General features: G+C 46.8%; 23 protein-coding genes and 2 pseudogenes. 15 read left to right on the top strand and 10 right to left on the bottom strand.

The genetic code is table 11. The features are described 5' to 3' along the window. Positions 1-299: 299 nt before the first annotated feature. The 3 genes and pseudogenes from J07HQW2_RS17725 to J07HQW2_RS04440 all read left to right on the top strand — a co-directional run. Positions 300-446 (top strand): annotated as a pseudogene (locus tag J07HQW2_RS17725) (transposase); the annotation flags it as partial. Positions 447-475: 29 nt separating this feature from the next. Continuing rightward, positions 476-1,661: pseudogene (locus tag J07HQW2_RS19880) on the top strand (IS200/IS605 family accessory protein TnpB-related protein). A gap of 116 nt (positions 1,662-1,777) precedes the next feature. Beyond that, on the top strand, positions 1,778-2,596 hold the full coding sequence (locus J07HQW2_RS04440) for an HD domain-containing protein (RefSeq protein ID WP_021054179.1): 819 nt from the start codon (positions 1,778-1,780) through the stop codon (positions 2,594-2,596). Positions 2,597-2,765: 169 nt separating this feature from the next. On the opposite strand, the gene J07HQW2_RS04435 is transcribed toward J07HQW2_RS04440, so the two are convergent. The 3 genes from J07HQW2_RS04435 to J07HQW2_RS04425 all read right to left on the bottom strand — a co-directional run bounded on the left by J07HQW2_RS04435 (position 2,766) and on the right by J07HQW2_RS04425 (position 4,350). Then, positions 2,766-3,680, bottom strand: a complete 915-nt coding sequence (locus J07HQW2_RS04435) for a mechanosensitive ion channel family protein (protein ID WP_021054178.1) — start codon at positions 3,678-3,680, stop codon at positions 2,766-2,768. Beyond that, positions 3,677-3,928 carry a YhbY family RNA-binding protein gene (locus tag J07HQW2_RS04430; RefSeq protein ID WP_021054177.1) on the bottom strand — a complete coding sequence of 84 codons (252 nt, stop codon included), beginning with the start codon at positions 3,926-3,928 and terminating at the stop codon, positions 3,677-3,679. The genes J07HQW2_RS04435 and J07HQW2_RS04430 overlap by 4 nt, the downstream gene beginning before the upstream one ends. A gap of 143 nt (positions 3,929-4,071) precedes the next feature. Next, the gene (locus J07HQW2_RS04425; RefSeq protein ID WP_021054176.1) at positions 4,072-4,350 is read right to left on the bottom strand and encodes a ribonuclease P protein component 4; all 279 of its coding nucleotides are present in this window, start codon (positions 4,348-4,350) and stop codon (positions 4,072-4,074) included. Between the two features lie 180 nt (positions 4,351-4,530). Between J07HQW2_RS04425 and J07HQW2_RS04420 the strand changes: the two genes are divergently transcribed. From J07HQW2_RS04420 to J07HQW2_RS04410, 3 genes are all read left to right on the top strand, one after another. Then, positions 4,531-5,808, top strand: a complete 1,278-nt coding sequence (locus J07HQW2_RS04420; protein ID WP_021054175.1) for a glycosyltransferase family 4 protein — start codon at positions 4,531-4,533, stop codon at positions 5,806-5,808. 105 nt (positions 5,809-5,913) lie between these two features. Beyond that, entirely contained in the window at positions 5,914-7,191 is a 1,278-nt protein-coding gene (locus tag J07HQW2_RS04415; protein ID WP_021054174.1) for a glycosyltransferase, read from the top strand. A gap of 727 nt (positions 7,192-7,918) precedes the next feature. Next, on the top strand, positions 7,919-8,911 hold the full coding sequence (locus J07HQW2_RS04410; RefSeq protein WP_021054173.1) for a nucleoside hydrolase: 993 nt from the start codon (positions 7,919-7,921) through the stop codon (positions 8,909-8,911). A 278-nt stretch (positions 8,912-9,189) separates the two neighbouring features. Here J07HQW2_RS04410 and J07HQW2_RS04405 read toward each other — a convergent pair whose 3' ends face one another. The 4 genes from J07HQW2_RS04405 to J07HQW2_RS04390 form a co-directional block, all read right to left on the bottom strand. Continuing rightward, positions 9,190-9,675, bottom strand: coding sequence for a hypothetical protein (locus J07HQW2_RS04405; protein WP_021054172.1), 486 nt, complete (start codon positions 9,673-9,675; stop codon positions 9,190-9,192). 135 nt (positions 9,676-9,810) lie between these two features. Continuing rightward, positions 9,811-10,704: a DUF2797 domain-containing protein gene (locus J07HQW2_RS04400; protein ID WP_303704303.1), complete on the bottom strand. Its 894-nt coding sequence runs from the start codon at positions 10,702-10,704 to the stop codon at positions 9,811-9,813. A 238-nt stretch (positions 10,705-10,942) separates the two neighbouring features. After that, positions 10,943-11,983, bottom strand: coding sequence for an NAD-dependent epimerase/dehydratase family protein (locus J07HQW2_RS04395; protein ID WP_021054170.1), 1,041 nt, complete (start codon positions 11,981-11,983; stop codon positions 10,943-10,945). Between the two features lie 245 nt (positions 11,984-12,228). Next, a complete protein-coding gene (locus J07HQW2_RS04390; protein WP_021054169.1) occupies positions 12,229-13,323 on the bottom strand; it encodes an FAD-dependent oxidoreductase in 1,095 nt (364 codons plus the stop codon). Positions 13,324-13,714: 391 nt separating this feature from the next. Here J07HQW2_RS04390 and J07HQW2_RS04385 point away from each other — a divergent pair, with 391 nt between their 5' ends. The 5 genes from J07HQW2_RS04385 to J07HQW2_RS04365 all read left to right on the top strand — a co-directional run bounded on the left by J07HQW2_RS04385 (position 13,715) and on the right by J07HQW2_RS04365 (position 17,589). Beyond that, the gene (locus J07HQW2_RS04385) at positions 13,715-14,317 is read left to right on the top strand and encodes a tRNA (cytidine(56)-2'-O)-methyltransferase (protein ID WP_021054168.1); all 603 of its coding nucleotides are present in this window, start codon (positions 13,715-13,717) and stop codon (positions 14,315-14,317) included. Between the two features lie 150 nt (positions 14,318-14,467). Continuing rightward, positions 14,468-14,998: a transcription initiation factor IIE, subunit alpha gene (locus J07HQW2_RS04380; RefSeq protein WP_021054167.1), complete on the top strand. Its 531-nt coding sequence runs from the start codon at positions 14,468-14,470 to the stop codon at positions 14,996-14,998. Positions 14,999-15,201: 203 nt separating this feature from the next. Then, entirely contained in the window at positions 15,202-15,876 is a 675-nt protein-coding gene (locus J07HQW2_RS04375) for a DUF2110 family protein (RefSeq protein WP_048075472.1), read from the top strand. A gap of 133 nt (positions 15,877-16,009) precedes the next feature. Further along, positions 16,010-16,816 (top strand): DUF5803 family protein, encoded by an 807-nt coding sequence (locus J07HQW2_RS04370; protein ID WP_021054165.1) that lies wholly within the window; start codon positions 16,010-16,012, stop codon positions 16,814-16,816. A gap of 65 nt (positions 16,817-16,881) precedes the next feature. Continuing rightward, a complete protein-coding gene (locus tag J07HQW2_RS04365; RefSeq protein WP_021054164.1) occupies positions 16,882-17,589 on the top strand; it encodes a competence/damage-inducible protein A in 708 nt (235 codons plus the stop codon). Positions 17,590-17,896: 307 nt separating this feature from the next. Here the strand turns inward: J07HQW2_RS04365 and J07HQW2_RS17705 are convergent, their stop codons facing one another. Further along, a complete protein-coding gene (locus J07HQW2_RS17705) occupies positions 17,897-18,208 on the bottom strand; it encodes a hypothetical protein (RefSeq protein WP_021054163.1) in 312 nt (103 codons plus the stop codon). Positions 18,209-18,349: 141 nt separating this feature from the next. Next, on the bottom strand, positions 18,350-19,375 hold the full coding sequence (locus J07HQW2_RS04360) for an HhH-GPD family protein (protein ID WP_021054162.1): 1,026 nt from the start codon (positions 19,373-19,375) through the stop codon (positions 18,350-18,352). Positions 19,376-19,599: 224 nt separating this feature from the next. Here J07HQW2_RS04360 and J07HQW2_RS04355 point away from each other — a divergent pair, with 224 nt between their 5' ends. Continuing rightward, positions 19,600-20,028, top strand: coding sequence for a hypothetical protein (locus J07HQW2_RS04355; protein WP_021054161.1), 429 nt, complete (start codon positions 19,600-19,602; stop codon positions 20,026-20,028). Between the two features lie 53 nt (positions 20,029-20,081). Here the strand turns inward: J07HQW2_RS04355 and J07HQW2_RS04350 are convergent, their stop codons facing one another. Further along, positions 20,082-20,711 carry a DUF7529 family protein gene (locus tag J07HQW2_RS04350; RefSeq protein WP_021054160.1) on the bottom strand — a complete coding sequence of 210 codons (630 nt, stop codon included), beginning with the start codon at positions 20,709-20,711 and terminating at the stop codon, positions 20,082-20,084. A 147-nt stretch (positions 20,712-20,858) separates the two neighbouring features. On the opposite strand from J07HQW2_RS04350, the gene J07HQW2_RS04345 reads away from it, so the two are divergent. From J07HQW2_RS04345 to J07HQW2_RS04335, 3 genes are all read left to right on the top strand, one after another. Beyond that, positions 20,859-23,402, top strand: a complete 2,544-nt coding sequence (locus J07HQW2_RS04345; RefSeq protein ID WP_021054159.1) for a dipeptide ABC transporter ATP-binding protein — start codon at positions 20,859-20,861, stop codon at positions 23,400-23,402. A gap of 127 nt (positions 23,403-23,529) precedes the next feature. Continuing rightward, the gene (locus J07HQW2_RS04340; RefSeq protein ID WP_021054158.1) at positions 23,530-25,245 is read left to right on the top strand and encodes an ABC transporter substrate-binding protein; all 1,716 of its coding nucleotides are present in this window, start codon (positions 23,530-23,532) and stop codon (positions 25,243-25,245) included. Between the two features lie 129 nt (positions 25,246-25,374). Beyond that, positions 25,375-26,418, top strand: coding sequence for an ABC transporter permease (locus J07HQW2_RS04335; RefSeq protein ID WP_021054157.1), 1,044 nt, complete (start codon positions 25,375-25,377; stop codon positions 26,416-26,418). Positions 26,419-26,425: the final 7 nt, after the last annotated feature.

The following is a 26,425-nucleotide window of genomic DNA, read 5'->3' as shown; positions in this document are numbered from 1 at the left end:
AGAGGTCGGGAGGAATCGACTAAAATTCCTTTGCTGGGGTAGTGCGGTCAACACAGGGAAGCCTCGGCTTGGGGCTTGCCCCCGAGGTACTTCACTGATTATATGAGGGTCATATATTATATGCGCTGGCTCACAATCTAATTCTTTATTCATGTTACTTTAGAAAAATCACACGAAATCGAGGAGAAGGTCCACGACTTCACTCGTGGGATGAATCCGACCACACGCGACACAAAACATCCTCGATAGCCGACCGAGGGTTGATACAAAGTTAACATATAATATTTGGCTTTTCTCTGATCGTATGCCACGGGACGGGGCGGGGGTACAGTCAACAGCGAACGTCGGTTCACAATCTCCACTACCACTTCGTGTGGTGCCCGAAGTACCGCAAACCGGTGCTGACCGACGAGGTTGCAGACCGCCTCGAACGACTCATCGAAGAGCACATCGAAGCACAAACTGGGCGATAACAATGCACAGAGAAGTCACCACCAGGGTACGGGTCAAACTCTACTCCACTCGCTCACCGAGCGAAAAGCCCGACTCGTCGAACGCGAGTACAAAGCGTTCCAAGACGCCGTTCATGATGACGACGCGAACCTCTACTCTGCCACCAAGCAACAAGCGGGCAAAGTCCGGTCGAATAAGAACCCGCGAGCGGACACCGAGCAACGATCCTCCGCAACGGCTGCATCACCATTGACCACGACGAGGACGACGACGAGGACACGGTTCTCTCGTCGTGGTGGTTCAAACTCCCCGTCTACAACCCTGAGAAAGAGAAAGGTGATAGCATCTGGGTGCCCGTCCACGTCCCCGAGAAGGACACAAACCTGCTCACCGACGAGTACATCCGCGACTCCAAACTCGTCCACCGAGACGGCGAGTGGTATGTCCATCTCGTCTGCAAGCGGTCTGTGGCCGTCGCAGACGAGTACGACGACGTACTCGCCGTCGACATGGGAGCAAAGTGGATCGCCGTCAGCACGTTGTACGTTCCTCTCCGACCGAGATACACAGTTCCACGGCGGGGAAATCCGTCAAGTCCGTGAACACTACAAGCAACTTTGCATGCTCAAGGCCATTAGGAAAGGCGAAGGTGCGTTTGGGAGCGCAGGTCATCGAACGCCTCGGGGGCAAGGAATCCTGAACGGTCGAACACGAACTGCATCAGGTGGCGAACGAACTCGTCGCTCGCGCTCGAAAGCATAAGGTCGTCATCGTGTTCGGTGATATGACGGGGTTGCGCTTCGACAACGACAAGCTCCGGTGCGTGACCGACAAGACCCACAAGATGCCGTATGCGAAGATGGCGAACATCTTCACGTACAAGGCTCACCTCGGTGGACAGGAGTGGGAGTGCATTCCAGAGAAGGAGTCCGACACGTATGTGACGTGTTGGCGGTGTGTGGGTCGCAGAACACATCACGGGAAGCACAGGGGCGTGTCGAGTGTCACAACTGTGGACTGGACAACAACGGCGAGAAGAATGGCGCGACGAACATCTAGAGTCCGCTCTCGACGGTGGGGGTGGGGTGGGGGCTGTTGTGGCTCAGCCCGAAACGCAGGTCATACTCAAAGGACCCACCGGTGAGATAGAACCTGCGAACTCCCCCAGACGACCTGGATCCCTCAGTAAGGGAAGCCAACGAGTTTAGTCGTGGGAGAAGTCACAAACTGTGAAGTCCACCAGATACTTTGCTCAAATACATTTCTAATGACATAGCTGATTGTCCCCTAAATATTTGATACTCAGTATCGCATATATAATGTAATGGATGAATCAGGCTCGGTTGATGTTGAGGGTCGTCAATATGACCCAGATGATGATCATGAGTTTCCGACAGAACGTCTCGATACTGTTCTTCCGGAAATTCTCTCAGACCCTGAGATCACGGCATATTTGGAGGCTCAAAATGTCAATGCAGTTACCCGAAAAGAGTACAACGACCACGGACCGGAACATATCAAAATTGTTCGCAACCGTGCCCTTCGCCTGTATGAGCTGTTGAAAGCCAATGATATCGAATTTAATGGTGCAACAGAGCAGGGACTATGTGATGCTGACGAACCAGTCATCATTGCTCTTGCTGCTACATTACATGACGTCGGTCATGTTGTCCACCGAGACAGGCACCCGTATTACTCAATCCCACTTGCTGCTGATATTCTGGATCGGCTTCTTCCACAATTTGACTTCTACGATATCGAACAGCAAGTTCGGATGAAGGCTGAAATATTACATGCAATCCTTTGTCATCATACAGCAGAGGATCCACTTACAACAGAGGCAGGCACTATCCGCGTTGCTGATGCATTAGACATGGAGCGTGGCAGATCACGGATTCCGTATAAGAAAGGTGGCCGAGGAATTGATACACTTTCAAGTCAGGCAATCGATCGTGTCTCACTGAAACCCGGATCAGAATGCCCTGTTCTGGTCAAAATCGAGATGATTAATGCTGCTGGAGTGTATCAGGTCGATAATCTACTGAAAGCGAAACTCCGTGATTCTGGACTACAGGAGCATGTTCGAATTGTTGCAGTCAACACTCGTAGTGGCGATCAGCTTGTCGAGCAAATCGAGTTATGACTGCCACTATAGGGATTAACATACCCCTCATTAGTATCACCTACGAAAGACTATATTTGATATAATTAATCTACAGGTGCTCACAGACTTAGAGAGAGTGCCCCGGGACTTGCCCCCGAGGGTGTTCACTGAGAGCAGATTGTGCTTCTAATGGTTTAAAAACAGTAACTTATTCAATACTACCTCCTGCAATGGTGAATTCACCCTCGAGTGTTCGATTTGGATATGGCATGTCAATTCCGTGATCGTCAAACTGTTCTTTTACCATTTGCACATAATCTGCGCGTGTTTTGGCGACACGACCACGGTTTGGATTATCGATCCAGACCTGTGATTTAAGAGTCACGGCAGAATCACCTAGTTCAGAGAGTCGGACAGTCGGTTCAGGGTTTGTGAGGATTTCTGTGTGCTCGTTAGCCGCTTCATGAATGATCTTTGAAGCGGAGTCAATGTCATCATCGTAGCTAATACCGAACGGAACTTGCATTCGCAATTGATTATTTGCGACTGGATTCTTGATTACTCCATCAGTAAGTGTTGAGTTTGGAACTGTCAGTAGCTCATTATCAAATGTTCGAACCCGCGTTACTCGAAAGCTGATGTCTTGGACAACTCCAGTGTAGTCATCCCATTCAATCCAATCCCCAATTTTGAACGGTCGGTCAGTATAGATGAATATACCAGAAACAAAGTTCTTTAATACATCTTGAAGTGCAAATCCGACTGCAAGCGTTGCCGCGGCAGCCACGGTTGCAAGCGACTGGAGAAAGTTTCCATATCCTGCTGCTCCAAAGCCGATTGTCAGTGCAACGAACGCAATAGCGACAACAACAAGCCGACGAAGAGGTTTTCGTGCATGTGCTTCGACATCGCGAGCATCTAATACTCGCTCAAGAAGCCGAATGATAATGGCTCGACCGGCGATGAAAATCGCAGCAAACACAATGGCAAATGCAATTGCCTGTCCAGCCAATCCTGCAATTGTCTCAGGGAGACCAACACGACTTAACAAGCGTGCAATTGATCCAGAAAAGTCAACACCAACTTGCAATAAGGTAGCTACCGGATTAAATATGACACTCATCGTCGATACAGGACACCTGTATTCCCACGTGTCTCAATGACCTTGGCGCCCACTCGGTCCGCGAGATTAGCTGCAAGCTGTGTGACTGTTGTGCCACCCTGTGCTGCACGGAGAAACTTTATTTTCACTAGGTCGGTATCTTTTAATTGATCGTCCAACTCCGGTTCGACTGGGTCGATTCCACTCTTACCAACCCATACGGTTACATCTAAATCGTGTGCTCTCTTTCGAAGTGCCTGTGTATCCATATAAATAAACGCCTGAATTACATTTTATTTCAAGTGATAATACATTGTCGACTTCTAGATAACCTCCGAATAGCGTGGCTGTTGCTATTTGATGACTTTACACCGCTGGAGGATTAACTACAATTTTGTGATTGTGGTGAAGTTCACTCATGTGGATAGCGTTTCGTTGAACCGCACTCTAAACACCGGATGACAACACGACCAGGTTGCAGTCGAACGCGTGCTGTTTTGCCTGGTCGGAGATAGATATCACAACTATCACAGCTAAAACGACGGAACTGATGTGGGAGACTGATACGATTTCGCTCACCAATCCGCTTAGCGAGTTGGACATATGACCGTGCTCGCGCCTTCTTCCCGGTAGCCATTGCCTCACGGGCAAGAGCATGTAGTCGCTCAATCCGTTCTGCGGGAATGTCCATGAGTATGATTGAATATCAACAGTGTAATAAAAAACCCATTTCGATCCAACTTTTCACGATGTATCTAAACTGAGATTGTGCTTTTATATCAGGGACAGATCCGATAAATAATACTAATATGACATAATGTGTAGCAAATAACAGACATATAAGTACGCCGCAATCAAACCCGGCGCTGACGTGACCCTTCGCGTATTGCATTATCTTGAGCTTGAATCCCAACTTGATCGCAGTGGGATTGGGACAGCGGTCAATCATCAGCGTGCGGCACTTGAACTGACCGATGTAGCGAATGTTGAGCTATATACCTCATTACGAGATGTGATCTCTCCGCGAAAATGGATTGCGGACACACTCTGGTCTCAGGCGTATAGAGTTGGTTTCAACCCGGGGAACCAACATGTGTCGAACAAACGACCTGATGCAAATACTAATCCTGGGAATAACTCTAGCGTTGAGTTTGACAGTAACACTGAATCAAACGCGAATACCACTCATACTTCTGTTTCTGCTGTTGATTCGATGGGTGCGACAACAGACTCTGAGCACGCATATGACATCGTTCACTGCAATATTGTTGGACCGGGATCAGTTGTCGTTGCTCAATATGCACTTCGTGCCGGAATCCCACTGATCCTTCATGCACACGTCACACGCGAAGATTTTGCAGAATCATTTCGCGGGTCAACAACGATTGCTCCGACCGTCGAACGATACCTCAGGTGGTTTTACTCACAGGCAGACCTCCTGTTGTGCCCATCAAAGTATACGCGGAGTCTGCTGCGATCATATCCCGTTGAGGCACCCGTTCGGGCAATAACAAATGGTGTTGATATAGATTCATTATCTGGATTCGAATCATATCGTGAGAATTACCGTGATCAGTATGATCTTTCCGGCACGGTCGTCTTTGGCGTTGGAAATGTTTTCGAAAGAAAAGGATTAACAACTTTTTGTCAGGTGGCTAAAAAAACATCTCATGACTTTGCATGGTTTGGTCCATATGATACCGGTCCTCAAGCCTCCAAGACAGTCCGACGATGGATAAATAATCCACCATCAAACGTCACATTCACCGGATGGATCGATGATATTCGCGGTGCATACGCTGCCGGAGACATCTACTTCTTTCCAACAAAAAATGAAAATCAAGGGATTGCAGTACTTGAGGCAATGGCCTGTGGAAAAGCAGTTATTCTCCGCGATATCCCTGTCTTTGAGGAGTTCTACACTCATGGCGAGGATTGTCTAAAATGTGATACTGAAGAAGAGTTTCGTGATGCAATTAATCGGCTGGCTAATGACTCGAGTTTACGGACCCGTCTAGGTGAGAATGCAAGAGAAACCGCCCGTAGTCATAATCTCGAACGTGTGGGGGATCAACTTGCTGAAACATACCAAGCGGTCATTGCAGCTACTAAGACTGGTCACCAGATTGCATCTGACGATGTTGAATAATACAGCAGTACTCACCAATAGAAGCGAGAGGTATCATAGCATAGGTATTGATATTTTCAACCTGAATCCATAACCGATTAACCGACACTCCGTGAATCACACTCGATGAGTATCCCCACTGTTGTTGCGTTCACTGATACATATCTACCGACAGTCAATGGTGTTTCATACACCATTCAGACATGGCGCGACCATTGGCGCGATCGCGGTGGAGCAATGCAGATTGTATATCCGGCAACAGAGGAATATGACTCGACGACAGGAGAGTTCGGTATCCACAGCTTTCCGTTCCCACTATATGATGGGTTTCGACTCGGACTTCCATTACTTCCTAATGCGCTTGATATAACCGATATTGACATTATCCATGCGCACACACCATTTGCGCTTGGTCTGAGCGGCGTCCGATTAGCCCGCCGCGTAGATGTACCACTTATCGCCTCATATCACACTCCAACAGGAGAGTACACTGATTATCTCACCTCACAACCGCAGGTCGGGCGAATCGTCAGTGCAATTGCTGACAAATACGAACAATGGTTCCTCTCGCGTGCAGACGCGGTCATCTGTCCGACACACGATGCTCGTGATCGGCTCAAATCATCAATTGATCCTGATGCGAGACTAACAGTGATTTCTAATGGGGTTGACACTGACTTTTTCCATCCAGTTAATGAATTAGACACCACTGCATTCCGTGATCAATATAACCTCCCTGCTGGTCCACTTATTGGATACACCGGTCGTCATGGGTATGAAAAAAATCTCACAGAAATTCTCCATGCAGCTGCGTGGATCAAGCAGAATATTGATTCTTTGAACACTGAACCGCGAACTACAGAATCGACTGAAAATATTGACGCACTTCATTCAACTTTGGCTTCAGACGCACAAAACGGATATGATCAGCAGAATTCGATTGATGACTCTAATTTTGACTCTCTAGATAGAGAGCCAACAGTCGTGCTTGGCGGCGATGGTCCAGCACGAGAGGAAATGGAAACGTTAGCTGATAACTTGGGATTAAGCGTTCATTTCCTTGGATTTCTCTCACGTGAGGAACTTCCGGTATTTTATTCTGCACTTGACGTGTTCGTCTTTCCAAGCCCCGTCGAGACACAAGGGCTTGTTGCTATGGAAGCAATCGCATGTGGGACTCCTGTTGTTGGAGTCGACGCCGGTGCACTCTCATCGACAATTGACGATGGAACTACTGGGCGACATTATCAACCTGATAATCCAGCAGCATGTGGGGCAAAAGTCATTGAGATACTCACAGATTACGATCGATTTATGAGTGCATGCCTAGATCATCGCTCAAAATTGAGCGTTACCCGCGTTGTTGATGATATCTTATCATTATACCAACAAGCTGCCAATTAAATCTCTTAAATCCGGTTGTAGCATCATTTTGGATAAAATGTCCATGAGGGATGAAAATGTAGAGAAATTACCCTTCTATGGGTTATCTTGACATGGCGAAGCGAATATTCAATAATTTGAACTGTACATGATTTATTGACATCCTCCTGCGCCTGAACTGAAGACGCAGGAATCCCGAGCGTTGAGAGTTTCGGGTTTGCAACCATGGTTGCTGTCACTGTACGGGAATCCGTCTCACCCAGCCATCGTGATCAGTTCAAGTTCAAGTTCAAGTTCAGTGGCTGACTGGCGGTGCCAAACTACCGTTACCCCTCTCCTATCGTCAGCGTCAGTGTCACTGATTCAGTGCTGTTATGTTTGGTTTGCCAACAGCGAGTCAGTGACACGTCGGCAGACTCAGAGGTAGAGGTATCGTTGTGTTTTCAACTCAACTCACTGACACGGACACAGACACAGACACAGGCTTTTAGCCTGTGTGATTCATCAGTGAGCGTTTCGGATGCTGTCTCATTACTAGCGGAGAGACCGCCTCCGAAGGTCGGTCGGAATCGCTCCGTTCCGACCTGACCTTGCTCCAATACATGTTATCTAGTTTCTTAGCTGTATTGCATAATGGATTCAGCCTATCCTTCCGTCCTGTCCTGTCCTGCGCCGACAGACGCAGGCATTCTCCTCGAATCTGTATAATATCAGTGTCGGTTTGTATTTTGAGACAGCATATCCGTTAATGGACGACACAAATCGAACTCGAGTGATTATTGATACAGATACCGCAGGTGATGACACACAAGCGTTAGTTCTTGCTGCAGTTTCTGACCGGATCGAACTTGAGGGTGTGACAATTTGTGCTGGGAATGTTGAATTTAATCGCCAGGTCGAAAACGCAAAATATACTCTTCAAACTGTAGGCGTTGCTGATGAAATTACTGTCTATGAGGGTGCACAGAGTCCATTGCAGAAAACCCATGATCACGCTGACAACGTGCATGGCGAAGGTGGACTAGGTGGGTCGATGTTTCCGGAGACAGGTGTTTCATCCGGAGATATACACGCAGCCAGATATATTGTTCAAATGGCTCGAGCAAATCCTGATGAGATAACAATTGTCGCTATTGCACCACTGACGAATCTTGCACTTGCACTACAACTCGAACCGGAGCTACCTGAGTTACTTGATCAGGTCGTGTGCATGGGAGGTGCTGTTAATACACTTGGTAATATTACTCCCGCAGCAGAGTATAATTTCTGGGTTGACCCTGATGCAGCAGCAATCGTTCTTAATGTATTCGAAATCACGCTCGTCGACTGGGGAGTTACAACAAGAGATGCAAAGCTTGGTCCAGACATCTTTGAACAGATAGCACAGATAGACACCGAATTAGCCTCATTTTATACGACCATCATAGAACCAGTGCGGCAATTTAGTAACGAATCAGGGGGTGGTTCAGCTGATATTGATGATCACGATGATGTTGCAACGCATCCGGACTCGCTTACCATGGCAACAGTCCTTGACCCGGGAATAATTGAGGACACAATGCAGTGTTATATGACCGTTGACTCTCGAAGCGGTCCAACCCGTGGGTATAGCCTTGCTGATGAACATGATGTGTTACCACATCCACCGAACGTACGTATCATTAAATCGATAGATACTGATCGATTCCGAACAGTCCTCGTTGATGCGCTTGAACACGCTGACCCACACGACACATATTGAGTGAATCTAATCACAATAGCATTCTGTCGTACGTTGATTGTAACAAAAACATAGGAACTGATACAGTGAAAAAATTACCCCAGCTGTGTGAAATCCAAATTATGAAGAAGAGATACGACCCAACGCTTGAATGCCATGTCCTCATTCTCAATGGATACATGACATAACTGTGTAAGCGAACAAAAAGGAACGACACTACGTCGCATAGTTCTCATATATTCTACAGTTAGAGAGATATCAGGTACGCGTTTCTATATCGACTTTTTACCGTATACTTTTTATTTATCAGTGATATCTTCAACAGCCTGAGCAATTCGTTGTAACTGTCGGGTTGCATCTCGGACTTCATCGCGGAGTTGTCGTATCTCACGAACAACCTCTTCATTACCATCATCACCACTGTCGCCCATTCCACCTGGTCCACCAGCATCTGCTCCTGGTCCACCGCCGCCCATCATTCCGCTCATCATCTGCGCGAATGGATTACCGCCACCACCACCGCCGCCCATTCCACCCATCCCGCCTGGGGCACCGCCTGGACCGTCGCCACCACCCATCATCTCATCAGGTTCTGGTCGTTCTCCCGACTCACGCTCTTCAGCCCGCCGCTGACGGATTTCTTCGACCCGTTCACGAAATGACTTTTCATCTTCATCAGCGTCCGCGGTATCAGCATTTGTGTTGTCTGTGGTATCACTTCCTGGTTCAGTATCGGTGTTAGTTTCAGGGTCTGCGTCAACGGATTCCTCTGAATCGTCAGCCATGCCACTATTTTTCCCCCAGATTGGAAATGGTTGTTGATATTCTAAGCGTCAGATTAGATATCACAATCATTATGCTATACTGACAGACGAAAACAAATGATTGATACTCAGTTCAATAATAAAACACAGTGAAGACTATTCCCACGCACCGAGACTTGCTTGGAGATTGCGTGTAGTCGCTCCTGAGGCGATAGTATAACCAACGAGGTCACGCATATCAACTGTATATGTGCTCCCAGCATAATCAAGTATTATTAATCGACCTTTTATACCGCGGACCGTCCCGGTAATGATTGTTTCAGATACAGGGCGGTCACTGAGTTCGAATCCATACGCTAATCGATAGATAGCGGGTGGGTCAGGATTTTTCTTTAGCTCGGTTATATTATTTTCCCCAGTATCCGTCATCGACTCAGAAACAGATACATCAACCTTTGGGAGACTCTCAATATATTCACCAATTTCAAGTTGAGATCCAGTGTGTAATTCGATTGCTGACTCAGCGTTAATGTTAGCCAATTGAGCGGCTATCGCAGATTCGTCGACATCTTGATACAAGCTCGTATGCTTTGTCACAGCGCGAATCCGATCAGTGATTGATGCAGCTGTTGCAATCGCTGCCTCATGCTCACGGGCAATACGACCGTTGGAAACTGTTTGTAAATGAATTCCATAATCTGCGCCCTGCTCAGCGAGACGTCGCGTCAGTCGCCATTGCTTTGTAACCCCTATTTTGTGTATATCCGGGGCGAAAACAGCAAGATAGATTGCGTGTGACTCATAACAATCCATTTCATCTTTGAGACAGGTACCAGTACATTTTGCGCAGACCCATGTTGAATGATGCTCCTGACAGTATGGTGCCGATGTATTTGTACAGGCATGGTGACCGTTATCGGTTATAACGCCTGCACAGTGACGTTGTCCAAGAGTATATGCAAGCTCACTTCCGGGAGCAAGCGATATAAACTCAACCTCGCTTGATTCATCTGGTGAACCTGTCTGTGTCTCAGCACGAGTTATGTACATCCCCGGCGCACTCGCGTCATACCCGACGATTTGCACAATTGGTCTATGATATGAGTATGCAAAGCGATACCGCTCTTTGCTTATGTCATTCATTATTTATATATCAAAACTGAACACACAGACATGACGTGATTACAGAGATTCAAGGAGAAAGCCAACGACTGCAGTCGTAGGTGGATATCAATCGTGAATGAAATTTGATTCAATCATTAGGAAGAATATTTGAATCGATAATTAGTTACTTCGAATCAGTATTTGATGGCTTTAGCTCATCGTATAATTCCTCAGCAGCGCGTCGAACAGCGGCATCACTCTCGGTATTGGCACTCCACCCAATTGTCTGAAGCTTTTCAACTGAAAGACGCATCCGTGGAACATCGCCATCCCACCCACGATCACCGCCTGTATAATTGTATGTTGGGTCAAGACACATAACGTCTGAAACAATATCTGCGATTGTTGTGACTGAGGTTGTCGTCTCTGTCCCAATATTATAGATGTTCATTGGCTCGTCAGTATATTCAACGATATGACATATTGCATCAACACACTCAGTTACATACAAATATGACTTTTCTTGACGACCATCACCCAGTATTGTGAGCGATTCAGGATCCGTCAGGAGCTTTTCAATAAAATCAGGAATTACATTTCCACGCTGTTTCGGTCCAACGATGTTCGCAAATCGAAAACACCACACTGTCAATGATTCTGTGTATGCATATGTTGATAGAAGTCCTTCATCAGCGAGTTTTGACGCTCCATACACACTGATTGGTTCAAGAGGAGCATAATCTTCAGGGGTTGGTCGTGGGGCTTCTCCATATACCGTTGATGATGAGGTGAACGCAACGCCCTCAACACCAACCGCTGCGGCTTGTTCAAGAATATTATACGTCATGTCACTATTTTCCTCAAACAATCGCCGTGGCTCTGCGAAGTTTGTGTCTGTATATGCAGCGAGATGAAAGACAATATCGACATCTGAGGTAATTACCGACTCAACATCACTTGGGTTTGTCATATCGGCTTCAACAAATGCTGTATTATCTGGGACTTGGTCGCGAGTCCCTTTCGAGAGGTCATCTGCAATGATCACATCATTCGCTTCACTTAGATGGTCAGCGAGGTGTGACCCAACAAGTCCAGCTCCACCGGTCACAACAATCGTTTGATTGCGGAGGGTGAGCGATTTCGAGACATTAGTGTCATTACCAACGTTAGGATGTGTATCTGACTCCGAGTCTGATTCTGCCTTTGTCCCAGTCTCAGCTTTCATAAGTCTGTGTCTCTGTCTGGTAACGATATTCAAGTGTGTTCTCCTCTAAGTACCGTTTCTGAGCAGATTGCTTATGTTAACCCTCATCACAACTGAAGTGGATTGGAGCCCTTCATAGACTGACACATTGCTCACGGATTGAACCATTCGCTGTTTGAAGTGAGCTCAGCATATGAAAATCAGTTAACACTAATTCTGTAGATGAGTGATGAGGGCATCTTCGAATTTGTTACCATCTCAGCTATTCATCGCGCAGCCACCTGTCCGACAGTGGTCGCGATTGAAGATAATATGGAAGTATCGACATCAACATCGACAGCGTAGTTGATCGCTTGAATTGCTGACCACCATGACAGTGATACACCGCTGCCACCGTGACCATAATTATGAATAATTCCATTTGCATCTTCTTCGATACGCATTCCATCAGCTCGATATGGACGATATCCCTGTTTTGCACTTATTTGAGACGTATCTAGAGAGACAGAGCTATGTTCGTTCATAATAGCGGCGTTGACCTCATATACCCGCTCAGGGATTATCTCACCATCAATATTCATCGGCTTTTCAGGTGTTTCGCCTGTCCACTCGCCGTTGATAATATCTCCTTCCAAATAGGATCCACCGAAAAGAACTGTCTCCTCTCGCGGATACATATATGCGTAATGACCATATTCATCGGTGGTAGGTGTATACGTATATGAGAATGAGAGTGGGGAATCATCGTCATATGGCACTGTGAGAATGTGACCTCTGATCGCACGCATTGAACTGTCGTCGAAAAGTTCTAAACTTCCATATCCTGCACAATTAAAAATCGTGCCACGGAGATCAGGTATATCCCCCGTAGTAAGCGTTTGTTCAGTCAGCGTCCCTCCAAGTTGCTCATACGTGTTGAATAGTTGTGGAATATACTCTGGCATTTCAACAAAGTATTCCTCACATGTGTATCCCCCCCGAATATCGTAGCCCTCCCGTGATGGTATATATTTATTATAGTTTTCGATTGATTGCACTCCCATTCGGTCTGGTAGTGGCTCATCGTGTGAGTCCTCATAAATGTAGAAATGTCTGTGTTTTCGTACTGGAACCCCCTCAACATTATAAAATGGCTCAAAAGTTGACTCCGCCCGTCTGATAAGTTCATCCTCAGAATACTCTGAAGCAATTTGGACTGGATAAATTGACGCGGCTGCATAATCTGTGGCAACTGTTGGGATATCTGGTCCATCAAGATACGCGAATGAATCACTCACAATTGTTGTGTCATGACCAAGATATTCGAGAATAATTCCAGTAGAAACGCCTTGGATCCCACCACCAATAATTGTACATCTCATATCTAACCTGTGATTATACACATTACTAAGTATTCTGTTGAATATACCAGATATAATATACGAATAGAGCTTTACTCTATAGTATAAATATGGTAATAATACACTGCTGAATGGCATTGAACGCTCACAGCGTAGATAAATTCACAGAAAATACAATAATACTGATATTACGGGCTCAACGAAATTGATGATTGAGTCGGTCAAACTCTGGCACTGATATTGATATTGATATTATGTAATGGTTCAATCTCATATCAAGGGATATTATTCATGATTATTTCTGCATATGATTTTGATGTATGCGATTTATTGAATGGACTCTAATATCCTTGATCGAGGTATTTAGCTTCCGACCGACAGCGGTTAACCTCTGTCATGATTGTGTCAGGATATGCAACAGTCCCGTAAAAATGAGGTGTCTGTCCTCCGGTATGGACACCGCCCTGGTCGAGATGACCGGATGACGACGCATGTTGGACTCACCGCACGTGCACTTGGTGCTGATCAAGTGATATTTCCGGACAACGCGACACAATCTGTGGAAACAGTTACAGATATTGTTACTCGATTTGGTGGTCCATTCGACGTCAAGCGGACGGATGCACTGAACAGAGTTATTCGCGAGTGGTCAGGGACCGTTGTCCATCTCACGATGTATGGAGAGCGTGTACAGGATGTGACGGAAAGAATTCGTGATACATGTCTTCACAAAGAGTCATTACTGATTATTATTGGTGGTGAAAAAGTCCCATCTGACGTGTATGAGTGGGCGGACTGGAATGTTGCTGTGACAAATCAACCACACTCAGAAGTTGCGGGGCTAGCCGTTTTCCTTGACCGGTTATTTAGAGGTCAAGAACTCGATGAAGAGTGGACTGACGCCGAACATGTCGTTATTCCACAGGCAAGTGGCAAGCGCGTAGTTGATACTGAACTAACAGAAACGGAGTCGGATGAAGTGAATACTGAAAGCCAATCTGAAAAGAGGTTTTGATTGCTTTCATAATCAAATGGCGTACACCCCACTGACATACCGGATAACGCTATCTCACCTACCGTGGATATGAACGGATTAACAGTAAGTTTATACCAGTCATGCGAATATCCATAAGGTTAAAAAGACTGAATAGCGCACATTCACATAATGGTTTTTGAGGAGTTATTAAACGACCCTGTTATTCAGAAGTACCTCCATGAACTGGTTGGACCAACCGGGATGCCGGTCGCGGCAGCTCCGCCGGATGGAGAAGTGACAGATGAGGAACTTGCTGAAGATCTTGGGCTTGAACTCAATGATGTTCGACGGGCATTATTCATTCTATATGAGAATGATCTTGCCTCATATCGCCGAGTCCGTGATGAAGACTCTGGGTGGCTCACGTATCTATGGACATTTCATTATGAAAATATTCCAGAGAATCTTCAATCTGAGATGTATCGGTTACTTGACACGCTTGAAGAACGGCTTGAATATGAACGCAGTCACGAGTTTTATTTGTCAGAACCGGCTGGAATTCGGTTTGAATTCTCTGAAGCAATGGAACTTGGATTCCAATGCCCTGAGACCGGAGCACCACTTGAACCGATCGAGAATCAAGAGATGATTGATGCGATGGAACGCCGGATTGATTCACTCAGGAGTGAACTCAACGTTGGCGTGACACAACCCGCCTGATGGGATACGAAGACCACATTTCAAGCGTTGACGTAGCTCAGCTTGCATCCCCGCCCAACTGTATCATCAAGGCTGGTTCTGATCTTGACTCCGATGAGTCATCTATAGATGATCCAAAGAACACTGCACAAACAGAACAGCGCAGTAATACCAAAACACGCGGCCATCTTGATGCTGACACCGATAGTGACACTGCTGACGTTATTCTTGGGACGAAGTGCTATGTCGGCGGTGATGCCCGTGATCGTGCACTCGACAGTATGGGCTCATTGATCAGAAACGACATTGATGAACTCACTGTCTCCTGGAGTGTTGATATCCGTGATGATGAATTTATCACTGTCACACTAACTGGATCAGATGCAACAGTTGCATCAAATCTCCTTGCGGAGACATGGGGAGAAATTTACCCATCCACAGAGCGAACAGACGGAGAAATTTACACTGGGACACTCAGTTCATGGGACGAAAATGGATGGACACTTGATGTCGGTGATGAGCACGTTATGATCCCAGCTTCCGAACTTGGACTTGGACAGGGCTCACCAACACAGATTCGCGAGCGATTCGGAGTTGTCCAGCACACGCCAGTTCAGTTTATCGCTGGTGAAACACCACAGCTGGCTGATTCGACCCGTGATCAACTGTATGAGTGGACGCGAGAAGCAGGTTCGGGTCGTGTGAATGTAAACAGTGCAACGCGTGGGGAAGTTCGAGCAACGGTCAATCGTGCTGGTCATGCCGACGATATTGTAACTGTAGATCGACTTGGATTACTTGAACAAAGTGTTATCTGTACAGAAGATACTGATCCGCCCGGCTTAATCGCGAGCATCGGGTCATATCTACGCGCAGAATTGAAATGCGTCCTTACCTAAATGTAATGTGTGCTACATCGAGTCGGATTCAAACGGAGGATTAATACTATAAACTCTCCGCATACCGACATGCCTTGGTTTAATTGCATATTTGAGTGTGTCAATACAGTATGAATAGAGTGAGACTGATATCATGAACCGACGACTTCTTCTTGCGGTTTGTGCACTTGCATTCCTTGGTGCTCTAAGTGGGTGTCTCGGAATCACGACCGGTCCTGTTCCTGCTGAGGAAATTGACACTGAGCCAGCGGAATCTTATGAGTGGACAAACGACCGCAGTACGCATATCACGATCCAAGAAAATACAAAATTTCAAACTGTGATTGCGGTCAATGATTCATCGATCCAACTATTCCGTAATGATGGATTTGGTGGAACAAATCCATTATCAGTCTCTGCTGTACGTTATCAATATCCTAGTGGGGAGATAATTACTGGTACAGAAATCCGTGAACGAGGTGGGGAAATCCGACAGACACAAGATGAAACGATAATCAAACTGCCGACAGATTCCCCTACTGAGACAGGAAAAGTTGCGTTTACAAGCGGTGGCAACCGCAAGCGATTCAGCCTCCCGACATATGTCGACGGTAGTTATGAGATTGTGTTACCTCCAAACCGCCGTATTGATATCCCTATCTTCGGGACTGCTTCTCCCGGTGGATATAATTCAGAAATTGATGCTGAAGATCAATTGCACCTTAGATGGACTAATATCGATCAAAGCACTGAAATTATCTCTGTCCGATTTTATCTTCAGCGAGATATCTTTGTATTTGGTGGAGTTGCCGGGTTTGTCTTACTTGTTGGTGTTGGCGGATTACTACGATATCGACAACAAATCCAGCAGCTACGCACTCAGCGAACTGAAATGGGTCTTGATGTCGAAGCCGATGATGATGATGAATTTGACGACGGTCCTCCACCTGGAATGGGATAACGACATCCCAGACACAAGCTTCGAATCCCGAGTCTCTTTTGTGCATCTCATCATTATCTAAGACCATGCGCGTGGCAGTCGTCACAGTTGGAGACGAGATTCTAGCCGGAGATACTGTCAACACGAACGCTACATGGCTTTGCGAACAACTGACAGCCCGTGGTGTTACTGTTGGTCGGATAACAACTGTTCCTGATACTGTCAGCGATATCGCTCGTGTTGTAAACGAATATCATGCAGAATATGATGCAGTGATAGTCACTGGTGGGTTGGGACCAACGCATGATGATGTCACAATGGAGGGAATCGCCGCTGCTGTTGGTCAATCAGTCGAACCACACGCCGCTGCTAAAGAGTGGCTGACCTCTCAGAAGGGATACGCTGCTGACGACCTTGCTGACGGAACAACTGCGCTCCCGGCTCATGCACGAATGTTACCAAATGAAGTCGGTGTTGCCCCTGGAGCAGTCGTCGAAGAGATATATGCTTTCCCGGGAGTCCCACCAGAGATGCAAGCCATGTTCAATTCTGTTGCGACAGAGTTCACAGGTGAGCAGACAGTGACCGAAACCGTTGCTATTGACGAATATGAAAGTGAATTAATTGACCGAATTGCCGATCTACGAGAGCAGTTTGCAGTAACCGTTGGAAGTTATCCAGGTGAATATGTTCGCGTGAAACTGACAAGCACTGATCCTGAGGCAGTTGCTGCCGCTCGACAATGGCTTACAGCACGCGTTTCACTGGCAGATACCGACGATGAGACACCGTGAATGGTCAGTTATTGACATCCTCCCGCGGCTAAAGAGACGGGAATCTCATGGTACCACACCGCTGAGTTGAGTTGAGTTGAGTTGAGTTGAGTTGCAGGTTCACAGACTGCCAAGCTCACACACCGTTCGAATCGGTGTGCAGCCGGGCAAGGCAAGGGGCGGGGCAGCCAAACCTCCGACCGCGGGACTCCTCTCGTATCCTCTCCCCACCCAAGAACGCGGTCCTGTGTTGTGTCGTGTTCTGTGTGCCACAGGAGCGGTGGTCGGGGGTCGGGTTCATCAGATTTAGGCTCGGAGTTCGAGTTACTTATGTTGATGATTGCCCGTCGATTGTTAGCTGACTCCCCCGAAGGACAGATCCTGTTTCCAGTCTAGGTGGACACTCACAGTTGAACCCACAATTGTCGGGCATGCGGCTGCAGTGAGGTCGTAACCAATGTGCCGAGACATCAGTATACGATATTGGAGCAGAAAACAGCTCGGGAATTCCCTTGCTCCCGTCCCCGTCTGACGACGCGTACCTACACCACGCAACGTTGGAAACGGCGTAGGATTGCGCCTGTTCGCTGCCAGTCTCTGCGATTGGGAGTGGTTCACCTGTCATCTCAAGTATAAACATGCAATATAATTCTACTGTGTATAATCTAAATCGCACTGATACGGGAACTGTCGACAGGATTATAATATCTTAATAGGCAAAGAGTAACTATCATTATAATAAATCATAAATGATACTCTGTCGACTGTTAGTTCTCACAATCTATGACTGTAGACTAACACAAACTGATGAGTCAACCTCATCCTCATCATTTTGAGTTACACTGGCTGATTTCGATTCAGCCGTCTCAGCAGTTCCAGCTTCAGTCTCAGTTTCGACATTAACAAGTCCGTCATTCGCTAGATCTGTAACAATATCATAAATCCACTCACGACCGTGTGTTCCGTCTGGAACATAATCAACACGGATTCGATGACCGAGTGTATCAATTGATAATCGTCCGTGTTCTCCGAGCGTTCGCACGATACGACCACGAAACTGCCGACGACTTCCCTCAAATGATGGCTGTGTTGGCACATCAGGTGCAGTAAAATCGCCTGTTTGATACGCATGACATTGTTGCCGCCACGGACAGCTAGCTTCATCACACTGTGGTGTTTTCTCGCAGGCAACCCCGCCAAGTTCCATAATCGCATTATTCCAAATCCGTGATTTCCCTGTTGGTAGTAACGTACTCGCAATCGGCTCATATGGTGGGTCATCTGCCTGTCGAACCTGCTTGAAGACACGATATAAAACCCGTTCAACGTTCGTATCAACAACAGCATCGCCGTTATTAAACGCAAATGAGGCAACAGCATTTGCTGTGTATGGTCCAACACCCATCAGTGACGTCAACTCATCAGGATCGGCTGGGAATGTCCCATCGTACTCATCGACAATTTGAGTCGCCGCTTCGTGTAGATATTTGGCACGGTTATTATATCCAAGTGCGTGTTCACTCCAGAATGTAATAACCGCAGATCGATTATCCGCAGCAAGTGTTTCGACTGTCGGCCATCGATCAATGAAGTCCTCCCAAGCTTCAATAACGCGATCAATCTGTGTCTGATGGCTCATTACCTCTGAAACAAGGATGGCGTACGGGTCATTAATCTCTCGCCACGGAAACTCTCGATGGTCACTCTCATACCATGAGATCAATTGACCGCGGAGCGCGTCAATATCAATATCCTCACCGACATTCCCTCCCGATGTCTCGGCATTTGAATCCTCCCCATCACTCATCACTCATCACTTATCATCAGTTACTCAACCGGGACAGATTTGTGTGTTGTGCTATGTCATATCAGCTAACGCATTGTATTGGGTGAATCAAACGATAATTGATCTTTATTTTGTCTCCTTGGCGTAATTTTCCGTTTTGCCTCGTCTAATAGATGTAATCTACATTGGATAAACCGATGTCAACAAATAGCCGTCACTGATATACTCACGATATACAGTATGCTATGAATGATGATCAGTCAGACCCAGAGATGGATACAGAGACGAGCACTGACTGGGAATCAATTATTATTTGTTTGTTTATTATTCTCTTTGGGGTCAGTGTCCTCATTGGCATCACGTATGCGAATATGACGACTACAACAGAAACAAACTATGAGGAGTTTCAGAATGACTGTGGCGAACTTGCTAATAGTAGCCGTCTCGTTGATGGTGGAGTTGGTCTGATGCGGCAGTCACTGAATCAGACGGCAGTCGCTACATGTCAAAGCACAACATATACTGAGTATCACCAACGGCGGGTGCAGTCGATGCGAACAACACCATTCAATTTCGGTCAGTGGGCAGCATATGGTAGCGTTGGGGGTGGGGCAATTATTGGAGGACTCATACTGGGAATGCGATCACGCCGCCTCAGTCATAATGATAAATAGTACTGTCACACCTGCGTAGCTTGACTTTGAGAATTATCTGTGAGCATCTGACATTACCTTGCGAACTCACTCGGGAGCAACAGCTCCGGAGTTGATTGTGAAAACACGACCTGACGGTCATCGCTAAGCGGTCGGACAAATAGTTTAATTTCACCGCGTGCAACTGCGCGCTGAGCCATTCGTTGTGCATCATTCGCTCGATAATATAATGGCACAAATACGACAACATCAGTAGTCGATGCTTTGATTCCAGCAATAACAAATAATATACTTCCTACCTCTGCTCGGAAGGCTTCACATTCATCAAATGTTCTAGCGCTTGCTATTTCGATAAGTTGGGTGAATTCGTTATCAGGAATAATAACATCGAGACCCACGCGTGAGTGTGACTTAGAACTGTCTTGAGCAATGCTACCTTTTGTTGATGTATTGTTGACCCCGTCTGAGGAACTTAGACCTGTTTGATCAGCCCCATCTACCGGCGGAATCGGGAATATATCACCTGGGTGCAGTTCAAGAGCTTCCCATCCCGCATCGCGGTATTCGGTTGCTGTAGCCGACATATCATCGATTACGGCTTCCCAGCGACCATTATGACCAGTCATCGGGTCATCAGTGCTGTCACTCATATTTTCTGTTACTGTTTCGATGTTTGAGTCTGAATCTGGTCGTCCATCATCCATATTATTGTTCGACCTCGGGAGGCAAGTAAACGTTCGCTCAAAACGCGTTCACTCAGCATATGGCTCCGAATTATTCAATTATACCGACACAAGTGGTTAGAGAAAGGGTGAAAAGATACTTTCCGCCGAAACGACGACGATGGAGATATGTCTCCGGTTCTCTCACTTTCAGAACTCCGCACGCAATTTTCTACTGAACGCGGGCAAGTCAAAGCAGTTGATGATGTGTCACTCGATATTCATGCTGGTGAGACTGTCGGACTTGTTGGCGAATCCGGTAGCGGAAAAAGTGTCACCGCCCTCTCGGCAATGGGGCTGATAGACGACCCCGGTCAGATTAGTGGGGGTGAAGTAACACTGCAGTCTGCATCACTAGCAGAGACATTTCGGGATCGATATACGAATTCATCATTTGTTGATGATGATCAAATTCTACTTACTGAAGCACCTGAGGAGGCACTTCGGTCGGTTCGTGGTGCAGAGATGAGTATGATCTTCCAAGATCCAATGACATCTCTTAATCCGGCGCTTACCGTTGGCGAACAGGTAGCTGAGTCTCTCCAACTACATCAGTTTGGTAACCGAAAAAAAGACACATGGATTAATGCGATTCGTGAGATGCTTGCTCGTGTCAGATCTAATCCAAATAATGCCATCGTCGAGCGCACCATCGATGTTCTTTCACAGGTAGGAATCTCAGAGCCTGCCTCGCGAATTAATGAGTATCCACATGAGTTCTCTGGGGGGATGCGCCAGCGGGTTCTCATCGCAATTGCACTTGCATGTCAACCGAATATTCTCATTGCAGATGAGCCAACAACGGCGCTTGATGTAACAATCCAAGCACAGATTCTTGAATTAATAAATGATCTTCAGACTGACCTCGGTATGGGTGTATTATTCATCACACATGATCTGGGGGTTGTTGCTGAGACGTGTGATCGTGTTGCTGTGATGTATGCCGGTGAGATTGTTGAAGAGGGTCCTGTTGAGGAGATTTTTGCAAATCCATCACATCCATACACATATGCCCTACTTGAGTCCATTCCCACAGCAAAAAGTGATCGCCTGACGCCGATTGACGGGAATGTCCCGGATCTCATCGATATGCCGGAGGGATGTAATTTCGCCTCACGATGCCCGTGGGCAGAACCAGCGTGCCGCAATGGCGAGATTCCGTCTCGCCAGCATGGTCACGCAGATATCGATCATCAGGCAAAGTGTATTCTTGATGATTTTAATGAAGACGAGTATGGAACGAACACAGATGTTACAGCTGAGACGACAACGCAGACCAGTGATCCAATCCTTGAGGTCGAAGGACTTCAGAAACATTTCCAGCGGTCAGAGAGCGTTTTTGATGAGTATCTTGGACTCGACACTGAGCGTGTCAAAGCCGTCGACGGTGTTGATTTGACGGTATACGAGGGAGAAACGGTTGGATTGGTCGGTGAGTCAGGTTGTGGGAAGTCAACAACCGGACAAAGTATTCTTCAACTAGTCGAACCGACGGAGGGACGCGTGGTCTTTGCTGGCGATGATTTAACAAATCTATCGAAAAGCGCGTTGCGAACCCACCGACGCGATCTCCAAATGATCTTTCAGGATCCGATGTCGTCGCTTGACCCACGAATGAGAGTCGAGCAGATTATCGCTGAGCCACTACGCATTCACAACCTTCCTACAGATGTCGATGTGTCAAATCAAAGTACACGCAGACAACGTGTCATGGAATTATTGGAAGCTGTTGGGTTGGACCCAGACCAACGTGATCGATATCCTCATGAACTCTCAGGTGGACAGCGACAACGTGTTGGAATAGCCCGTGCAATCGCTGTTGACCCAGATTTCATCGTCTGTGATGAACCTGTGTCAGCGCTTGATGTGTCTGTGCAAGCTCAGATACTCAATCTACTCAAAAATCTACAATCTGAATTCGGACTCACCTTCCTCTTCATCGCACATGATCTCAGTGTTGTCAGACATATTTGTGATCGTATCGCTGTAATGTATCTTGGCGAGATTGTTGAGATTGCACCAACGGAAACACTCTTTTCGACGCCACAGCACCCATACACCCGCGCACTGCTGTCTGCAATTCCTGTCCCTGACCCAACAGCACAGACAGACCGAGTTATTCTTGATGGCGACGTGCCGTCTCCGATTGACCCACCGTCGGGCTGTTATTTCCGGACTAGATGTCCTGAGGTCATTCCTCCTGATGACATTGAGATCGATCAATCAACATATCGTAGCATAATGACACTACGTGAACGTGTGTCTGATGCAGCCATCGATGTTGATGCGATTCAAAGAGAAACGGATATAACGGATGAAGATGCACTCATCAATGCTCTCTATGAGCGGTACATTGATGATTCACTCAGCAAGGAAAACCGTCGTGTGGTGACTACTGCGCTCAAATCGGTTGTGAACGGTGATTTTGAGACAGCTACAGCGCAACTACATGACCGTTTTGCAAGTGTATGTGAGCAACAATCTCCAGTATTTGACACGTCTGAGGAAAGTGCATCGTCGTTATCCAATACATCGACCCTGAGAGACATGCATCTAACTGCCTGTCATCGATATGACGAAGACATGAACACTGAGCCACTTAGTACAGCAGACACAGATACCAATACCGATACATCAACACATGCCGGTGCTCGACAGCCGAACACAGACTGACAACTCCGCATCCGCAACCAACGCGTATCATATGTTGAGAGGAACTGATCATAACCATATCACCGCCATCAGAAATAGTAACTAACGTAACATTTAACAGACTCTCTCGGCGTGTATCAAAACAACTATGACTTCTGATATGGACCGACGAACCTTTCTCACGACCGCTGGAAGTGCTGCGGCAGCAGCAACTATTGCAGGATGTTCTGGAGGCGATGATGAAAGTGCAGGTGATGAGACAGCGGGTACGGACGTAGCGGACGATAACGGAGAGGAATCTAACTTGAGCGGAACGCTTGTGTATGCCCGTGGTGACCATCCACAAAATTATGACCCACAGCAAACAACGAGTGGTGAGGTCGCAAAGGTTTCAAACCAAATATATGATCAATTAGTTGGCTTTACTCCGGGAAGTGGTGGACAGCTTCGAGATGGACTCGCAACAGAGTACTCACTTGAGGGAACAACAGCGACGCTGACACTTCGTGAAGATGTTACATTTCACAATGGTGAATCATTCACTGCAGCCGACGTTCGCGCCACAATTCGTCGATTCACTGATAGTGAGTACGAGTATTACCTCGGCGATGAAAATCGTTCGGGATATGGACCGTTTACGTTTGGCAACTGGGTAGATACCATTGAAGCGACCGGAGAATACGAGGTCACGATTGAGCTCACACAGCAATATGCACCGTTTTTACGTAACCTTGCGATGTTTGCGGCTGCTATTTTGTCGAAAGCACAAATTGAGTCACTTGACGATCAGGTACAACTCGGGACAGAGCCACAGGGAACCGGTGGTTTCCAGTTTTCGCAGCTTGACAACGGTAACCAGCGGGTGCTTCTCTCGGCTAACGCTGATTATTGGGGGAACGGACCAAACGTCGAACAAGTAGTATTCAAAACGATTGGTCAGAACTCAACGCGGGTGCAGGATGTAATCAACGGGAGTTCACATATCACTGATAATCTTGATTCGCAATCTTCCCAGCAACTCGAAAGTGCTGGGTCTGCACGTCTCGCCTCGAAGAATGGAATCAATGTCGGTTATATGGCGATGAATCAGTCTCGCCGCGAGGAGTTCCGAAACCGACAAGTCCGTCAAGCTATTTCGTACGCAATTAATACCCAAGCCATTGTCGATAGCATCTACCAAGGGTTCGCAACGACAGCTGACCAACCACTCCCACCGGACGTTCTTGGACATAATGAGGATCTTGAGCCATATCCAACTGATAAGGATGAAGCCCGCCGTCTACTTCAAGAAGCCGGCTATGGTGATGGATTTGAGTTTGAACTTGCCACATTTTCAAATCCACGTGGGTACAACCCGAGTCCGGTTGAGACAGCAAATCAGGTCCGTTCGGACCTCGAGGAAATTGGACTCACTGTTGAAATAAATCAGTTCTCGACATTCTCATCATATCTCAGCTACACAGACCAGGGGAGGCATGACGCCTGTTTCCTCGGATGGTACACTGATAATGCGGATCCTGATAATTTCATGTATGTGCTGCTTGACCCGAAAGTCCCTATGAATGCTGTTCCAGAAGATCAAAACTGGGTCAGTTTCGACACCGAAGGATACAGTCCATTGAATGTCGCCGGATGGGCACATTCTGAATACATGTCGCTAGTCCGTGAGGCACAGCGAAGTTACGATGATGCGGAGCGTGAAGAGCTGTATCTTGAGGCAAATCAAATTGCACGCGAAGAAGCACCATGGGTGTTCATTGATTATGCACAGACACTCCGTGGCGTCAATGAAGCTGTTGTCTCCGATAGTTATACCGCCACATCTGTTGGCGGTCCATTCCTCAATATGGTTGAATTACAGTAGCTATCTTAGATTACCACTGCGGTTGTGGTATCTACATCAAATGTCTGTGGTGAAGTTCATAATGTGTTATACGAATCTACATGTACAAAATATCCAGTTGAATCCACCTGAATCTTCAATTACGCTAATATGGTATCAAAACGGTTCCTCTTCCGACGTGTTCTATTGCTTGTGCCAGTTTTATTTGGTGTTGCAACGCTCGTGTTTTCGATTCTCCAGCTTGCTCCAGGTGATCCAGCACGAATTATTGTCGGTCAGCGTGCCTCCGCACAGCAGGTCGCACAGGTTCGAAGTGAACTCGGGCTCAATGACCCACTCTGGATACAATATGTACGCTTTTTGATCGATGCAGCAACATTTGATTTCGGTCAATCATACAAAATCGCCCAAGGAGAATCAGTTCAGGGAGTTCTCGCTGGTCGTCTTCCTGTTACGCTTGAGTTAGCAATTTATGGACAAATAACTGGTATTTTTCTTGGCATTCCTCTTGGTGTAATATCAGCTGTAAAGCAGGACTCGCTCACAGATCATCTCACACGAGTAGGTGCACTTACTGGTATTTCAGTTCCAATATTTTGGTCTGGACCACTCCTTATTCTGTTGTTTGCGACCTTTTTGGGTATCCTTCCAACAAGTGGACGTATTGGCTCAACCATTTTTCTTCCAGAGCAATGGACACTGTTCGGAACTGAGCTTCCACTCACTGGAATGGTCACAGTTGATACATTGTTGCTTGGTGAGTTTGATGCATTTGTCTCAGCAGTAAGACATCTGTTATTACCGGTGCTTGTTCTCGGAATCTATCAGATGGCGTTATTATCTCGAATGATGCGCTCATCAATGCTTGAGGTCGTCAGACAAGATTACATGCGGACAGCTCGGGCAAAGGGGCAGGGCACAAAAATAACAATTTTAAAACACGGATTTCAAAACGCGTTAATTCCGGTTGTAACAGTGATTGGTATTCAATTCGGGACGCTGTTGGGCGGTGCAGTTCTGACTGAGACTGTGTTTGGGATTGGTGGTATAGGTACAATGCTTGTTAGTGCGATTGGCGCTTCCGATTATCCACTCGTCCAGGGGACGGTACTCACCTTTGCCTTGCTCTTCACATTTGTCAACTTTGGCGTTGATATTACATACAGTTACCTTGACCCTCGAATTGATCAATGATTCACTC

It is taken from the genome of Haloquadratum walsbyi J07HQW2, assembly GCF_000415985.1.
GTDB lineage: Archaea > Halobacteriota > Halobacteria > Halobacteriales > Haloferacaceae > Haloquadratum > Haloquadratum walsbyi_B.
Note: the sequence above shows the minus strand (reverse complement) of the source record. Positions and strands in the feature narration are given on the sequence as shown.

Coding starts and splice junctions, on each gene's coding strand:
- J07HQW2_RS04440 (WP_021054179.1), top strand. CDS start 1,778: ATGGATGAATCAGGCTCGGTTGATGTTGAGGGTCGTCAATATGACCCA.
- J07HQW2_RS04435 (WP_021054178.1), bottom strand. CDS start 3,680: ATGAGTGTCATATTTAATCCGGTAGCTACCTTATTGCAAGTTGGTGTT.
- J07HQW2_RS04430 (WP_021054177.1), bottom strand. CDS start 3,928: ATGGATACACAGGCACTTCGAAAGAGAGCACACGATTTAGATGTAACC.
- J07HQW2_RS04425 (WP_021054176.1), bottom strand. CDS start 4,350: ATGGACATTCCCGCAGAACGGATTGAGCGACTACATGCTCTTGCCCGT.
- J07HQW2_RS04415 (WP_021054174.1), top strand. CDS start 5,914: ATGAGTATCCCCACTGTTGTTGCGTTCACTGATACATATCTACCGACA.
- J07HQW2_RS04410 (WP_021054173.1), top strand. CDS start 7,919: ATGGACGACACAAATCGAACTCGAGTGATTATTGATACAGATACCGCA.
- J07HQW2_RS04405 (WP_021054172.1), bottom strand. CDS start 9,675: ATGGCTGACGATTCAGAGGAATCCGTTGACGCAGACCCTGAAACTAAC.
- J07HQW2_RS04400 (WP_303704303.1), bottom strand. CDS start 10,704: ATGTACATAACTCGTGCTGAGACACAGACAGGTTCACCAGATGAATCA.
- J07HQW2_RS04395 (WP_021054170.1), bottom strand. CDS start 11,983: ATGAAAGCTGAGACTGGGACAAAGGCAGAATCAGACTCGGAGTCAGAT.
- J07HQW2_RS04390 (WP_021054169.1), bottom strand. CDS start 13,323: ATGAGATGTACAATTATTGGTGGTGGGATCCAAGGCGTTTCTACTGGA.
- J07HQW2_RS04385 (WP_021054168.1), top strand. CDS start 13,715: ATGCAACAGTCCCGTAAAAATGAGGTGTCTGTCCTCCGGTATGGACAC.
- J07HQW2_RS04380 (WP_021054167.1), top strand. CDS start 14,468: ATGGTTTTTGAGGAGTTATTAAACGACCCTGTTATTCAGAAGTACCTC.
- J07HQW2_RS04370 (WP_021054165.1), top strand. CDS start 16,010: ATGAACCGACGACTTCTTCTTGCGGTTTGTGCACTTGCATTCCTTGGT.
- J07HQW2_RS04365 (WP_021054164.1), top strand. CDS start 16,882: ATGCGCGTGGCAGTCGTCACAGTTGGAGACGAGATTCTAGCCGGAGAT.
- J07HQW2_RS17705 (WP_021054163.1), bottom strand. CDS start 18,208: ATGTTTATACTTGAGATGACAGGTGAACCACTCCCAATCGCAGAGACT.
- J07HQW2_RS04360 (WP_021054162.1), bottom strand. CDS start 19,375: ATGAGTGATGGGGAGGATTCAAATGCCGAGACATCGGGAGGGAATGTC.
- J07HQW2_RS04355 (WP_021054161.1), top strand. CDS start 19,600: ATGAATGATGATCAGTCAGACCCAGAGATGGATACAGAGACGAGCACT.
- J07HQW2_RS04350 (WP_021054160.1), bottom strand. CDS start 20,711: ATGGATGATGGACGACCAGATTCAGACTCAAACATCGAAACAGTAACA.
- J07HQW2_RS04345 (WP_021054159.1), top strand. CDS start 20,859: ATGTCTCCGGTTCTCTCACTTTCAGAACTCCGCACGCAATTTTCTACT.
- J07HQW2_RS04340 (WP_021054158.1), top strand. CDS start 23,530: ATGACTTCTGATATGGACCGACGAACCTTTCTCACGACCGCTGGAAGT.
- J07HQW2_RS04335 (WP_021054157.1), top strand. CDS start 25,375: ATGGTATCAAAACGGTTCCTCTTCCGACGTGTTCTATTGCTTGTGCCA.